The organism is Bosea sp. NBC_00550 (assembly GCF_026020075.1).
Taxonomy (GTDB): Bacteria; Pseudomonadota; Alphaproteobacteria; order Rhizobiales; family Beijerinckiaceae; genus Allobosea.
Genome location: NZ_CP102772.1, coordinates 3,416,490 through 3,430,335, shown reverse-complemented (window position 1 = coordinate 3,430,335; position 13,846 = coordinate 3,416,490). Strand labels below are relative to the sequence as shown.

Annotated in this window: 13 protein-coding genes and 1 riboswitch; of the genes, 2 read left to right on the top strand and 11 right to left on the bottom strand. The window is 67.7% G+C overall.

Annotation, left to right across the window (positions count from 1 at the left end; translation table 11 throughout):
- Positions 1 to 118 precede the first annotated feature (118 nt).
- The 6 genes from NWE53_RS16470 to NWE53_RS16445 form a co-directional block, all read right to left on the bottom strand.
- On the bottom strand, positions 119 to 886 hold the full coding sequence (locus NWE53_RS16470) for an SDR family oxidoreductase (RefSeq protein ID WP_265050454.1): 768 nt from the start codon (positions 884 to 886) through the stop codon (positions 119 to 121).
- A complete protein-coding gene (locus NWE53_RS16465; RefSeq protein WP_265050453.1) occupies positions 883 to 1,803 on the bottom strand; it encodes an ABC transporter substrate-binding protein in 921 nt (306 codons plus the stop codon). The genes NWE53_RS16470 and NWE53_RS16465 overlap by 4 nt, the downstream gene beginning before the upstream one ends.
- 216 nt (positions 1,804 to 2,019) lie before the next feature.
- A complete protein-coding gene (locus NWE53_RS16460; protein ID WP_265050452.1) occupies positions 2,020 to 2,769 on the bottom strand; it encodes an ABC transporter permease in 750 nt (249 codons plus the stop codon).
- On the bottom strand, positions 2,766 to 3,563 hold the full coding sequence (locus NWE53_RS16455; protein ID WP_265050451.1) for an ABC transporter ATP-binding protein: 798 nt from the start codon (positions 3,561 to 3,563) through the stop codon (positions 2,766 to 2,768). The genes NWE53_RS16460 and NWE53_RS16455 overlap by 4 nt, the downstream gene beginning before the upstream one ends.
- Complete coding sequence (locus NWE53_RS16450; RefSeq protein ID WP_265050450.1) at positions 3,553 to 5,001, bottom strand: acyl-CoA reductase; 1,449 nt, start codon at positions 4,999 to 5,001, stop codon at positions 3,553 to 3,555. Before NWE53_RS16450 ends, NWE53_RS16455 begins: the two co-directional genes overlap by 11 nt.
- Before the next feature lie 4 nt (positions 5,002 to 5,005).
- On the bottom strand, positions 5,006 to 6,082 hold the full coding sequence (locus NWE53_RS16445; RefSeq protein ID WP_265050449.1) for a LuxE/PaaK family acyltransferase: 1,077 nt from the start codon (positions 6,080 to 6,082) through the stop codon (positions 5,006 to 5,008).
- A gap of 89 nt (positions 6,083 to 6,171) precedes the next feature.
- Positions 6,172 to 6,300, bottom strand: a riboswitch (TPP riboswitch).
- Positions 6,301 to 6,438: 138 nt separating this feature from the next.
- On the opposite strand from NWE53_RS16445, the gene ggt reads away from it, so the two are divergent.
- On the top strand, positions 6,439 to 8,115 hold the full coding sequence (ggt, locus tag NWE53_RS16440) for a gamma-glutamyltransferase (protein ID WP_265050448.1): 1,677 nt from the start codon (positions 6,439 to 6,441) through the stop codon (positions 8,113 to 8,115).
- A 20-nt stretch (positions 8,116 to 8,135) separates the two neighbouring features.
- Entirely contained in the window at positions 8,136 to 9,101 is a 966-nt protein-coding gene (locus tag NWE53_RS16435; RefSeq protein ID WP_265050447.1) for a 2-hydroxyacid dehydrogenase, read from the top strand.
- Between the two features lie 12 nt (positions 9,102 to 9,113).
- Here the strand turns inward: NWE53_RS16435 and NWE53_RS16430 are convergent, their stop codons facing one another.
- The 5 genes from NWE53_RS16430 to NWE53_RS16410 all read right to left on the bottom strand — a co-directional run bounded on the left by NWE53_RS16430 (position 9,114) and on the right by NWE53_RS16410 (position 13,802).
- Entirely contained in the window at positions 9,114 to 9,830 is a 717-nt protein-coding gene (locus NWE53_RS16430) for an ABC transporter ATP-binding protein (protein WP_265050446.1), read from the bottom strand.
- Positions 9,811 to 10,575: an ABC transporter ATP-binding protein gene (locus NWE53_RS16425; protein ID WP_265050445.1), complete on the bottom strand. Its 765-nt coding sequence runs from the start codon at positions 10,573 to 10,575 to the stop codon at positions 9,811 to 9,813. The genes NWE53_RS16430 and NWE53_RS16425 overlap by 20 nt, the downstream gene beginning before the upstream one ends.
- On the bottom strand, positions 10,572 to 11,579 hold the full coding sequence (locus tag NWE53_RS16420) for a branched-chain amino acid ABC transporter permease (protein ID WP_265050444.1): 1,008 nt from the start codon (positions 11,577 to 11,579) through the stop codon (positions 10,572 to 10,574). The genes NWE53_RS16425 and NWE53_RS16420 overlap by 4 nt, the downstream gene beginning before the upstream one ends.
- Before the next feature lies 1 nt (position 11,580).
- Positions 11,581 to 12,444 (bottom strand): branched-chain amino acid ABC transporter permease, encoded by an 864-nt coding sequence (locus tag NWE53_RS16415; protein ID WP_265050443.1) that lies wholly within the window; start codon positions 12,442 to 12,444, stop codon positions 11,581 to 11,583.
- A 167-nt stretch (positions 12,445 to 12,611) separates the two neighbouring features.
- Positions 12,612 to 13,802 (bottom strand): ABC transporter substrate-binding protein, encoded by a 1,191-nt coding sequence (locus tag NWE53_RS16410; RefSeq protein ID WP_265050442.1) that lies wholly within the window; start codon positions 13,800 to 13,802, stop codon positions 12,612 to 12,614.
- Positions 13,803 to 13,846: the final 44 nt, after the last annotated feature.

Below are 13,846 nucleotides of genomic sequence, written 5' to 3'. Positions count from 1 at the left end.
AGGGTGGCGGCTGCCGCTTCGATTCCCCCCGCGATGTCGTGGTCATGGGGGTTCCGGGCTCTTCGCTGACGCGAAGCCTCGGAATGACGGTGTGGTTCCCAGCTAGCGGCGCTGCGAATCAGCTCATCACCAGCCCGCCATCGACATGCAGCGTCTGGCCGGTGACGAAGCCGCTCCAGTCGCTGGCGAGGAAGAGCACGGGGCCCGCCACATCCGCCGGCGTCGCGATGCGGCGCAGCGGCGTCTGCGCTATCAGAATTTCGCGGACCTCTTCCTTGGTCGAAGCGCTCGCATCGGTTGGGTAGACCAGACCGGGAGCGACGCAGTTCACCCGGATGCCGAGCGGGCCGAGATCAACAGCCAGATTGCGGCTGAAGCCGATCAGCGCGGCCTTGGCGGTGGTGTAGTCGTGATAGGGGATGCTCGGGCGCGCCACGAGGTCGCTCGCGATGTTGACGATGCTGGCGCCGCTGCGGCGCTGGAGCAAGGGCAGCATCGCCCGGCAGACCGTGTAGGCGGCCTTCACCGCGCCGTCGAATTGCTGGCCGTATGCCTCCCAGGGCGTCTCCCAGAAGCGGGCGCGATTGTCGGGGTCGAAGCGATACGGTGCAAAGGCATTGTTGACGACGACATCGAGCCGGCCGACCTCCTCCGAGATGCGCTCGGCCATTGCCACGACCGCCTCGGGAGAGGTCACGTCGGCCGCGATGGCGAGCGCCTCGCCGCCGAGCGCGCGGCATTCCGCTGCGACAGCTGCGGCGGCCTCGTCGTTGCGGAGGTAATTGACGATGACGATGCCGCCCTCGGCGGCGAAGGCCTTCGCGATCGCGGCCCCGATGCCGCGGCTGGCGCCGGTGACGAGGATGGCGCGGTCGCGGAATTTCACGGCATGCCGTCCTTCTGCGGGATGAGATCGCTCTTCACGATCTCCTTCATGTCGAGCGGGCGGGCGATCAGCCCGAGGCTGCGGAAGGTGTCGGCGCCCTTTTGCAGGGCTTCGAGATCGAAGCGGCCGAGGCCTTCGCGCTCGGTCGTCGGGGAGACGCTGGAGCGGTTGCGCAGCTTGATGATCTCGAGATTGACCGCCTCATCTCGGCCGTTGATGGCGCGGGTGAGGGCGAGGCGGGCAGCCTCCTCGGGCTTGGCGATCATCCAGGCGGCCGAGTCGCGATAGGCGGCGAGGAATCGCTTCAGTAGCGGCTTCTTCGCTTCATAGGTCGCCTGCGTCACGACAAAGAGATCGCTCGGCAGGTTGAGCTGGTCGCGGACCTCGATCACGTCGACCTCGCCCAGCCCCTTGGCGCGGGCGACGAGCAGACCGGTATCAGTCGCGGCGGTGGCGTCGAGCTGCCCCTGCATCAGCGGCGCGAAGTTGAGCAAGCCGGCGACCTGGACTGTCACGTCCTTCTCGCCGAGCCCGACCTGATGCAGCAGTACGAGGAGGTTCTGATAGGTGCCGCTGGCGAGGCTGTAGACGCCGATGCGCTTGCCCTTGAGATCGGCTGCCGAGCGGATGCCGCTCGCCTTCGGCGCGACGACGTTGAAGACGTTCTGCGGATAGATGTTGTAGATCGCGACCAGCTTCTCGCCCTTGTCGAGCGCGAGATAGAGCGAGGCGGGGTCGGTGAAGGCGATGTCGGCCTGGCCGCTCAGCATGTTCTGAATCGCCGCTCCGCCGCCATTGCCGGGCACATAGTCGAGCGCGATGCCCTTGGCCTTGAAGAAGCCCTTGTCCGGCTCGGCGAGCAGGTTGGTGATCTCGCTGATCGGCTGGCTCCAGCCGGCGATGGTGAATTTCTCCAAGGGTTGGGCCTGAGGCGAAGTCCAAGCGGACAGCAAGAGCGCGACCGCTGCCGCTACGCTCGCCGTCATCCCGGACAAGCGGCGAAGCCGCGCAGATCCGGGATCCATCGTAGAGCGCGGAGCCCTGCGATGGATCCCGGCGCTCCGCTTCGCTGCGGCCGGGATGACGAGCCCTGTTCTGAGAATACGAGCAAGAGCAGGGAAGATGGCCATGGTCTAACCTTTCGAGAAGCGATGCAGGACGCGGCGCTCCAGCACGCGCACGGCCTCGTAGAGCAGCATTCCGAGTGCGGTGATCACGACGAAGAGCGCGAAGATCAGGCTCGAATCCATCACGCTCTGGGCGGCGATGATCGAGGCGCCCAGCCCGACGCGCCCGCCGATGAACTCGCCGACCACCGCGCCGACCAGCGCGAGCACGACTGCGACGCGCAGGCCCGCCATGATGACGGGTAGCGCCGCCGGCAGCTTCAGGCGCAGCAGGGTCTGCAAGCGGCTGGCGCGGAGCATGCGGAAGAGTTCGCGCCGGGCCGGATCGACCTCGGTCAACCCGGTCAGCGTGTTCTCCATCAGCGGGAAGAAGCAGATCAGCGCGGTGATGACGACGGTTGGCGTCATGCCGAAGCCGAACCAGATGATGAAGAGCGGACCGAGCGCGAGCTTGGGCACGAGCTGGCTCGCCAGCACATAGGGGTGCAGCAGGCGCCCGAGCATGGGGACTTCCGCGAGCAGGATGCCGACGCCGAGGCCGACGATGGTGCCGATGCCGAGTCCCAGCGCCATCTCCGTGGCCGTGACGGCGAGATGCGGCCAGAGCCGGCCGGTGGCGATCTCGCTCCACAGTGTCGCCAGCACGGCCGAGGGTGGTGGCAGGACGAGGGCGGAGAGCCCGCCGAGCCGGCACCAGGCTTCCCAGCCGGCGAGCAGGGCGAGAAGCAGCAAGAGGGAGGGGAGGCGCGCGGTCATGCGGCCGGCCTCCGGCTTGCGATAGCCCCGGTTTCGCCATCCATGGCGTCGCGCAGTTCGCGGCAAGCCGCCGTGAACGTGGGTGCATAGCGCATGTCGCGATGGCGCGGGCGCGGCAGCTCGATTCGGCGCGCATGGGTGAGGCGGCCCGCCGCCATCACCGCGACCTTGTCGGCGAGATAGACGGCCTCGGCGATATCATGGGTGACGAAGAGCGCCGTCGTGCCGTGGAGCGCGCAGAGCCGCAGCAAATCATCCTGCAATTCCTCGCGGGTCAGGGCATCGAGTGCCGCGAAGGGCTCGTCGAGCAGCAGCAAATCCGGTTCGCCGATCAGCGCGCGGGCGACGGCGACGCGGCTCTGCTGGCCCCCGGAGAGTTCGGTGGGGCGGCGGCTAGAGAAATCTGCGAGGCCGACACGCTCAAGCAGGTCGAACGCAGCATCCTTATCGGCGACGGTGGGGCGGCGCTTCAGCGAGATCGGCAGCAGGACATTGTCGAGAGTGCTCAGCCAGTCGAGCAGGGTCGGGGCCTGGAAGACGAAGCCGGCGCGGAGGCTCGGGCCATGCAGCGCCTCGCCGCCAATGCGGATGGCGCCCTCGCTCGGCACGAGCAAGCCGGCGGCGAGCTTGAGCAACGTGGTCTTGCCGCAGCCGCTGCGGCCGAGCAGGCAATGGATCTCGCCGCGCGGGTTGATCCAGTCGACGCCGTCGACGATGGCCGGGCCGCCCGCGTCATAACGGAAGGCGACCCGCTCGATCGCGACGAAGCCGGGGGTGGTGGGGTCAGTCGACATAGGGCGCGAACCCTTCTGCCGCGGCTTCAGCGCCGTGCTCGATCTCGGTCAGGGTGACCAAGTCGAGCAGGCTGAAGCGCCCGTCATGGTGCCAGCCGGCCTCCGGGGCCGCCATGCGGCCGAACGGGGCGATGCGGGTGACGCCGACCTCAGCAAACTGCTCCGCGAGCTGGAACAACCTCTCCGGCGCCGCCGCTATCCCGGCCGTCTGCAGGAAGTTGCGATAGGGCGCGACGAGGGCCGGGATCTCGTCGAGGCTGTCGACCGAAACCAGTTTGAGCGTGCGGTTGAGGCCTGTCGGACTCAGGTCCTCGGGCGTCTCGACATGGGCGACGCTCCACGAATCGGTGGGCTCGCCAAGGAGTTCTGCGGCGCCTTTCAGTGCGCCCATCTCCTGCGCGCTGCGCCAGGCCGTGATGGAGGCGGATTCGGCCGGCGAAAGCGTGCGACGGGGGTGGCGATGGGCGAGGGCGGCCAGTTCCTGCGCGACATGGCGCGCGAATTCGGCTGGCGAAACCCGCCCGCCGCGCTCGACGAAAAGCATCTGTGGGGAATAGCAGCCCTGCTGCTCGTAGCGGGCGGCGTCATGAGCGGCGAGGCGGGCCAGCGCGGGTGCCCTGCGGCTGTCGAGCGCTTCGCGCGCGACGACGCCGAAGCCGATCTTGTGGCCATGCGGCAGGAAGCGCGTGGTGATCGGCAGCTTGGCGCGCAGCGCCGTGAGCGTATCGTTGCCGCCATAGGCCATGACGGTGTCGGCCGCGCGCAGGAAAATTGGTTCGGCAGGCGCTTCGCCACCCTTCCACCAGGTGATGGCGAGGCATTCGCCGAGTTCGGGGTCTATCTCGGCGATCAGGCCCGCAAACCAGCCCGCCGTCAGCGGCTCGGCCGAGGCGAGTTTGCCGATCGTGCCGGCCTTGACCAGAAGCCCGCAGATCAGGCTCCAGAGCGAGAGCGCCGGCACGTTGCCGGCCCAGACATGCAGCAGCAGCTCCGGGCCGTGAGCGCGCAGGTAGCCGCCCTTGGGCGTCGGCTGGAAGCCGTCCAGCATGGCGGGATTGGCGAAATCCTCGGCCAGGAAGCGCAGGAGCTGCGGGCGCCGGAAGGTCTTCAGATAACTCGTGAGGCCGAGACGCACCGTCTCGCGGTCGTAGCCGGTGATGATCGGCAGAAGGTGCTCGGCCTTGCGCCGCAGCGGATGCTCGCGGTCGAGCAGGCGGGCAATGGCGGCGTCGATCGCTGCGACGATGCGCGCGGTGTCCATCCGCTTCAGCCGGGCGCGGGCATTGCTGCGCACATGGTCGCAGAGAGCAGCCGCCTGAGCCTCGTCCAGCTCCGGCAGCGCGATGGTCGCGCTCTCGCCCCAGGCGCTATAGCTGACTTCGCGCCAGCGCAGCGCCTCGCGATTCAGGCCCGGCAGATGGCCCGCATATTCGATCACCGTATCAGCCTCGCGCTGCGGCCAGGAATTCGGCGACCGCGACCGAGCAACCCTTGGAGGCCTCGCCATCGACCCGGCCGAGCAGCCTGAATCCACCCGGGACGATCTCGCCGGCGTCCTCGGTCAGGATCGCCGAGACGCAGTTGAAATGCGCGAGGTCGTGATGGACGATCACGCCGCGCTCGCCCTCGGGCAGGTCGGTGCCGGTCAGCGGATCGACGACGCGGCTGCGGATCCAGTGCGGGCCGGATTTCACCGACGGGCAGATCGCATTGCCGTCGTCGTAGAGCTGCGAGCTCAACTCGGTCATGCCGTACATGTTGATGCAGGACGAGCGGGGCACGCCCAAGGCGAGGCTAAGACCGTCGTAGAACTCGTCGAGTCCCAGCTCGCGCGACTGGCCCTTGAAGCCGCCGGTGTCGAGGATGAGGCTGCCTTCGGGCAGGGCGAAGCGCCGGCCGGTCGCCGCGAGCGCGTCCAGCACGGGAGCGAAGGAATAGCTCGCGCCGAGCAGGGCATAGGGCTCGCCGCTCTTCTCCGCTTGCTCCAGCGCCGACAAAAGGCCGTCGAGGTCGAGACCCGACGAGCCGATGAACACCTCGGAATCCGACGTGCCGCATTCGCGACGGGCGAGCGAGAGATAGCAGGCGAGCGAGGAGTTCGGCAGGGCGGCTTCGTCGGGGAAGAGGATGCCCATGCGGATGCGCTCGCGGCCGCGCATGAAACGCTCACGGAAGTTCACCAGCATCGAGCGGCTCCAGACGGCGAGCGTCGGGTGGTAGCTGCGGCCGCGTATCCCTTGCGTCGTGCCGCTGGTCATGAAAACGCGCTCGGCCGCTTCCGGCGGGCTGCAGCTCAGCGTCAGATCCTTGAAGGCCGTGATCGGCACGGCCGGGATGTCGCGCCAGCGCCTGACGGAGAGCGGCGTGCGGCCGCGCTGCAGGCAGAAGCGCTTGTAGGGCTCGTTGTTGCGGAACTGATACGCGAAGACCTTCAGCGCCATCGCCTCGAATTCGGCATCCGACGCATCGGGGAGCGCGATGAACGCCAACAGCGCGTCGATGATCTCGGCTTGCGTCATCTTAAGCCCGCTCCTGCCCGACCCGCCGGCTTGCCCGGACGGAATCGATCGCGATGAGGACCACATGCGCAGCTGGAATCGGGGCCTCGATGGCCGCCTGTCCCGCATCCCTACGCCGGTATGATCCGGATCAGGTTCGGAGGGTCACCGCGTTGCCGAGCTCGAAAGCCCCGCGGGCGGAATCTCAGCCTCCTAGCGAGGCCCCCCTGGGAACAGGGTTTAGGTGGGGCCTCGGCCCCTGCCTTGTCAAGCGTTGCCGGCACAGGGCCGCCAATTGTGGGTGAGTGGTCCGAACATGGCGCGCATGCCGAAGAAGAGGCTCGACGTCGGGCCGCAAAAGCGTTGATGTGCCGCCCATGAACGTTTCCGCTCCGCCGCCCCGCATCGCCTCTTTCACCTGCGAGAAGAAGCCGGCCACCGGCTCGCGCGGGATGGTCGTCACCAATCATCCGCTCGCCTCGGCGGCGGGCGCGCAGATGCTGCTAGCCGGTGGCAATGCGATCGACGCCGCGGTCGCCTCGCTGTTCGCGTTGACGGTGGTGGAACCGATGATGGTCGGCATCCTCGGCGGCGGCCTGAGCCATATCCGCCTCGTCGATGGCCGCCATGTCGTGATCGACAATCTCTCGACAGCGCCGGGCCATGCGACGGCGGACATGTACGATTGCCTCTCAGACGAGATCGGCAAGCAGCGCGATACGCGCGACCGGGAGAATGTGGTCGGCGCGAAGGCGGTCGCCGTACCCGGCGCGCTGAAGGGCTGGTGCGAGGTGTTGGCGCGTTTCGGCACGCTGCCGCTGGCCGAGGTGCTGCAGCCGGCCATCGGGCTGGCGGAGCGCGGCTTCGTCGTCACGCCCTATCTCTCGAACTGCATCACCGACAATGCGGGCGATCTCGCCCGCGATCCGGGGCTTGCGGCGATGCTGCTGCCGGGCGGCCAGCCGCTCCAGCCCGGCGCAAGGCTGGTCCAGTCAGACTATGCCGCGAGCCTGAGGCTGATCGCGGCAGAAGGGCCGCAGGCGCTCTATGGCGGGCGGCTCGGCCGGGCGCTGACAGACTACATGGCGGCGAATGCCGGGCTGATCGATCAGGCTGATCTTGCCAATTACCGCATCGAATTGCGCGAGCCCATTCGCGGCTCCTATCGCGGCTACGAGATCGTCGGCCCCCCGCCGCCTTCTTCCTCCGGCGTGCACATCACGCAGATGCTCAACATCCTCGAAGGCTACGATATCGGCGCCCTCGGCTTCGGTTCGACTGACGCGGTGCATCTGCTGGCCGAGGCGCTGAAGATCGCCTTCGCCGACCGGGCCGTAGCAACCGCCGATCCGGCCTTCGTCAAAGTCCCGGTCAACAAGCTGATCGACAAGGCCTATGCGAACGAGCGCCGTGCCCTGATCGCGATGGGCGAGGCGAAAAGCTGGACGGCCGGACTGTCAGGCGGCGAATCCGCCGATACGACCCATGTCACCGTGGCCGATGCACAGGGCAACGTCGTCAGCGCGACGCAGACGATCAACGGGCTGTTCGGCGCCTGCGTCCAGATTCCCGGCACCGGGATGATCGCCAACAACTACATGTTCAACTTCGATCCGCATCCCGGTCGGGCGCTTTCGATCGCGCCGGGCAAGCGGGTTTTCACCTCGATGGCGCCGATGATGGCACTGAAGGAGGGCAGGCTCGCCTTCGCGCTCGGCCTGCCGGGGGCGCTGCGCATCTTTCCCTCCGCATTGCAGGCGATCGTCAACCTGATCGACCATCGCATGACCTTGCAGGAGGCGGTCGAGGCGCCGCGCGTCTGGACCGAGGGCGGCGTGCTCGAACTCGAGGAAGCCATCCCCGAGGCGGTGGCACAGGAACTCGCGGCACGCGGCCATCGCGTCGTGCGCTCGCCGCGCGTCGCAGGCGGCATGAACGCCATCGCCTTCAATGCGGATGGCACGCTGACCGGGGCCGCCTGCTGGCGCGCCGATGGCACGCCGGTTGCCATCTCGGGCGGGCTTGCCCGTGCCGGCGCACGCTTCACCATCTGACCGTATTCCCGGAAAATTCAATGCCCGAGACCATCGTCCTCCTCGACATGACCAGCCCCGAGCGCGCCGAGCGCATGCGGGCGCTGCTCCCGCCCGGCTTCGTGTTCACCCACGGCACGGCGCGCGGCGACGACCATATGAAGCAGATCATCGCCGAGGCCGATTACGCGATCTCGGGCCAGGTCGGCGTCTCGCGGGAGGTGCTGGGCGCAGCGAGGAAGCTGAAGCTGCTGCATAAATGGGGCGTCGGCTACGACAATATCGACATTGCCGCTGCAAAGGATCTCGGCATCACCGTGGCGCGCACCACCGGTTCCAATTCCGTGCCGGTGGCCGAGTTCGCGCTGGGGTTGGCGCTCTCGGCGCTGCGCTTCATCGGCTATGGTCATGCCGAGCTGAAGCAGGGGCATTGGGCGACCGGCAAGCTGCCGGGCGATCCCTTCATGCTCTCGGGCAAGACGGTCGGCATCGTCGGCTTCGGCGCGATCGGCCAGAATCTGGCGAAGCTGCTCAAGGGCTTCGGCTGCACGATCCTCTACAGCAAGCGCCAGCCGCTCGACGCTGAGGCGGAAGCGGCGCTCGGCGTCCGGCATGCATCGCTGCCGGACATTCTGGCGCAGTCCGACATGGTCTCGCTGCATTGCCCGCTGACGCCGGAGACGACCAATCTGATCGATGCGGCAGCGTTCAAGGCGATGAAGAAGACGGCGGTGCTGGTCAATGTCGCGCGTGGCGGCGTGGTCAACGAGGCCGATCTCGTCGCGGCGCTGCGGGCGCGGGAGATTGCCGGCGCGGCGATGGACGTGTTCTCGATCGAGCCGCTGCCGGCCGACAGCGAGCTCCTGACGCTCGATAATCTCGTGGTGACGCCGCATCTCGCCGCGATGGCCGCCGATAATTTCGCGCCGACCGTGAAGCGGATGTTCGACAACATGGCGCGCGTTTCGCGCGGCGAGCCGGTGCCGGAGCGCGATCTGGTGGTGTGAGGCTTCAGCGGCTCAGTGCAGCCCGCCGACGCCGACATAGCGTTCGAGCACCTCGGCATCGGCGCGTAGCGCGGCCGGCTTGCCCGACCAGACGATCCGTCCGCGTTCGAGGACAATGATATCTTCGGCAAAGTGGAGGGCGCTCTCCAGGCGCTGCTCGACGAAGAGGATCGTCATCGCGCCGCTGCCGGCGAGCCGGGTGAAGGCCTCCATCAGCATGTCGCAGATCACCGGGGCCAGCCCCTCCAGCGGCTCGTCGAGCAGCAGCACCGAGGGCTGGCCAAGGATGGTGCGCGCCGTCGCCAGCATCTGCTGCTCGCCGCCCGAGAGTTGGGAGCCGAGATTGCGGCGGCGTTCCTGCAGGCGCGGAAACAGCGAATAGGCCTCCTCGATCGCGCTGCGCGGGCGACCTTTGAGCCCGGCGAAGAGGTTCTCCTCCACCGTCAGGCCCTTGAAGATTTCGCGGGTCTGCGGGACGAGGCCGATGCCGCTATGGGCGCGGGCGGCGGTGCCGAACGCGGTGATATCGGCGCCGCCGAGGCTGATGCTGCCGGCATAGCGGCGCGTCAGCCCCATCAGGCTCGCCATCAGCGTGGTCTTGCCCATGCCATTGCGGCCGAGGATGGACAGGCGCCCGCCCGCAGGCACGGAGAACGAGACATCCTCCAGCACATGGGTCTGGCCGTAGCCGGCGCTCAGGGCGCGGACGTCAAGCGTGGCTGCCGGCATGCGCGTAGTTCCCGAGATAGGCTTCACGGACCTTGGGGTCCCTGGCGACATCGGCCGGCAGGCCCTGGAAGATGAGCTCGCCCGCCGCCAGCACCACGACCCGCTTCGCGAAGCGGAAGACGAGGTCCATGTCGTGCTCGATCATCAGCACGGCGAGCGAGGGCGGCAGGCGGGCCAGCGCCTCCTCGATGCGTGGTGTGTCGGCGGAGGGCACGCCGGCCGCCGGCTCGTCGAGCAGCAGCACCTTCGGGCGCTGCGCCAGCGCGATGGCGATTTCGAGCAGGCGCTGCTGGCCATAGGCGATGGTCGCGACCTTGCGGCCGGAGACCTCGGTGAGCCCGAGCGTCGCGAGAATGTCGGCGGCCTCGTCACGCGCTTCGGAATCGCCATGGAAGCGTGCGAAGATGCGGGTCGCGCGGCCGAGCCGCTGCAGGATGGTCATGACGACGTGCTCTTCGGGCGTCATGTCCGGGAAGAGGCGCGTGACCTGGAAGGTGCGGACGAGCCCGCGCCTGACCCGCTTGACGGCGCCGAGCGCGGTGATGTCCTCCCCCGCGAGACGGACGCTGCCGGCACTTGGCGGGATGCGACCGGTGACGAGGTTGACGAAGGTGGTCTTGCCGGCCCCGTTCGGGCCGATCAGCGCCAGCCGCTCGCCCGCGGCCATCGCGAGGGAAAGGTCGTGATTGACCTTGAGCCCGCCGAATTGCTTCGAGAGATGCGAAACCTCGAACAGGGCGGTCATCGGCCTGCCCCCCAGCGTCGGCGCGTCAGCAGCCGAGCCAGCTCGTCCAGCGATCCCGAAAGCCCGCGCGGGGCGAACAGCACGATGGCGATCAGGACGGCGCCGACCAGCGTCATCCAGTGGAAGGGGTTGATGGCGGAGACGATATGTTCGAGCGCCATGAAGATTACCGTGCCGATCAGCGCTCCGTAGAGGCTGCCGATGCCGCCCAGCACCAGCATGACGAGAGCGTTGGCCGAAATCTCGAAGCTCACGCTGTCGAGGCCGACGACCTGGGTCGCGATCGCCGCGAGCGCGCCGCCCATACCGGCGACCGCGCCGGAAATCACGAACATCTTGAGCAGCACGGGGAAGGCGAAGATGCCGAGCGCGCTGATGCGCAGCGGGTCTTCCTTGAGGCCGCGGCAGACCATGCCGAAGGGCGAATGCACGATGAAGCGCAGCGCCGCGAATACGACGAGCAGCAGCGCGAGCCCGAAGAAATAGGCGCTGCGGCCCCAGAGATCGAATTCGAAGATGCCGAAGAGCGGGGCGGGCACCATGCCGGAGAGGCCGTCGCTGCCGCCGGTGAGCGACGAGGCCTTGTTGGCGGCCTCGTGCAGGAGTTGGACGATGGCGATCGAGAGCACGAGTTGCGGCAGGCCGTGGGCGCGCAGCATCACGGTGCCCATGAGCAAGCCCATGACGGCGCCCGCGGCGGCGCCGATCAGGACGAGCAGAAAGGGCTCGGTGATGCCGTGGACGCAGGCGATGCCGGCGGCGTAGGCGCCCGCGCCATAGAGCGCGCCCTGTCCGAGCGAGGCGATGCCGCAATAGCCGATGATCAGGTCGAGCGAGAGCACCAGCAGCGCCACCGAGATGACGCGGGTCAGGAAGGCGAGATTGTCGGGGAAGAGTACATAGCCGCCGAGGCCGACCAGCGCGATCAGGCCGAGGCCGAGGAGGTCGCGGCTGAGCGAATGGGTTCGGGACGCGGCAGTGCGTGGGGGCAGGACATCCGTCATTCTACTGCGCCCGCCCCATCAGGCCGCGCGGGAAGGCGCAGACCACCAGGATCACCGCGAGATAGAAGAAGAAATTGCCGAATTCCGGCACGAGATAGCGGCCGGTGACGTCGATTGCGCCCAGCAGCAGGCAGGCGGCGAGCGCGCCGGGGATCGAGCCCGCGCCGCCGACCGAGACGACGACGAGGAAGGTCACCATGTAGCGCAGGGCGTAATAGGGCTCGATCGGCAGGAATTCGGCGCCGACCACGCCGCCGAAGGCCGCGAGCCCGATCGCCAGCGCGAAGCTCGCGGCATAGATGATCTCGGTGCGAACGCCGAGCGCGCGCGCCATGGGCGCATTCTCGACGGCAGCGCGCAGATGGATGCCGAAGCCGGTGCGTTCGATCAGGAACCACAACCCTCCGGCGACGACGAGGCCACTCACGATGACGAAGAGCCGATGGCCGGCGATGCTGCGGAAGCCGAGATCGATCGGCCGGGCGAGGTCCGCCGGTAGGGGGATCGTCTTCAGCGTCGGGCCGAAGAAATAGTTGGTGATGCCAATGACGCAGAAGGTGATGCCGATCGTCATCAGCACCTGCGAGAGCTCGCTCCGATCATAGATGCGGCGATAGAGCAGGCGTTCCAGCGGCACGGCGATCAGCACCGTGCCGACCATGGCGAGGATGATGGCGAAGCCGTAGCCGAGGCCGAGATCGCGCGCCGCATAGGAGGCGATATAGCCGCCGATCATGGCGAAGGCGCCATGCGCGAGATTGACCACCCGCATCAGCCCCATCGTCAGCGACAGGCCGATGCAGATGATGAACAGCGCCATGCCATAGGCGAAAGCGTCCATGGCGATGCTAAGCGCGGTCTGCATCTGCGGGCCTCGTTGCTGCCTGGCGCGGCGCATGGCGGGGAAAGCCGCCGTCATGCTCGGGCTTGACCCGAGCATCTCATGAAGAAGAGGCGCCAGAGCCTCTTCCGGGCGGGGATTCTCGGGTCAAGACCGAGAATGACGGCGCGGTTCAAGCGAGAATGACGTGCTCACTTCGCTAGGCCAGGGTCCTTCTGGTCCGGGAAGCTGGCGATCTCCCGGTTGATCCAGCGGCCCTGCGCATCCTTGGCGACCTCGCGCAGATAGATGGTCTGCGTGACGTGGCGGGTCTCGGGGTCGATCTTGACCGGCCCGCGCGGGCTTTCCCAGGCGAGGCCCTTCACCGCCTCGACCGCCTTCTCGGCATCCTGCTTGCCACCGGTCGCCGCGATCATCTTGGAGATCACGAACAGGCCGTCATAGGCTCCGACGGCCGGGAAGGAGAGCAGATCGGGCGCGCCGATCGCCTTGTCGGCGGCGGCGACGAAGCGCTTGTTGATCTCCGAGTCGTGCGAGACGGCATAGTGGAAGGAGGTCACCATGCCGGAAGCGGCTTCGCCCAGAGCCGGCAGATCGGATTCCTGTGTCAGGTCGCCGGTGGCGAAGAGCTTGACGCCCGCCTGCTTCAGGCCGGTGTCGCTGAAGGCCTTGACGAAGCCGAGCGTCGGCGGGCCAGAGGGCAGGAAGGCGAAGACGCCCTGCGCGCCGGCATCGCGGATGCGCTGCATGATCGGGCTGAATTCGGTGGTGTTGAGGGGCATGCGGATCGATTCGGCGACTTCGCCGCCCGCCGCCTCGATCGCCTTCTTGAAGGCGCCTTCGGCATCGACGCCCGGGCCGTAATCGGTGACGACCGAGACGAATTTCTTGATGCCGCGCTCGACGGCGGCCTTGCCGATCGGGGTCGCGGTCTGCGCCGTGGTGAAGGAGGTCCGCACCACCAGCGGCGAGGAGGTCATGATCGCCGAGGTCGCGGCGTTGAAGATCACCAGCGGGACGTTGCCCTGCTTCAGTAGCGGCGTGATCGCCATCGCATCCGGCGTGAAATAGACGCCGCCGAGATACTGCACCTTGTCACGGACGATCAGCTCCTGCGCCAAGGCGCGGGCCTGCTGCGGGTTGGCCGTCGGCAGGTCGCGATAGACCAGCTCGATGTCGTGGCCGGCGACGGACTTGCCGTTCTGCGCCAGCCAGGCCTCGGCACCGGCCTGGAAATTCTTACCCTGCAGGGCGAAGGGGCCGGAAAACGGCCCGATGATGCCGACCTTGATGGTATCGGCCGATGCGGCGCTCAGCGTCAGCGCTGCCGCGACAGCCAGCGCGCCCGCGGGCAGCAGCCTGCCCAACAATCCCTTGCTCATCTACGTCTCCTCCCAATGCTGCTGGCGATCCCGCAAGCGCTTTG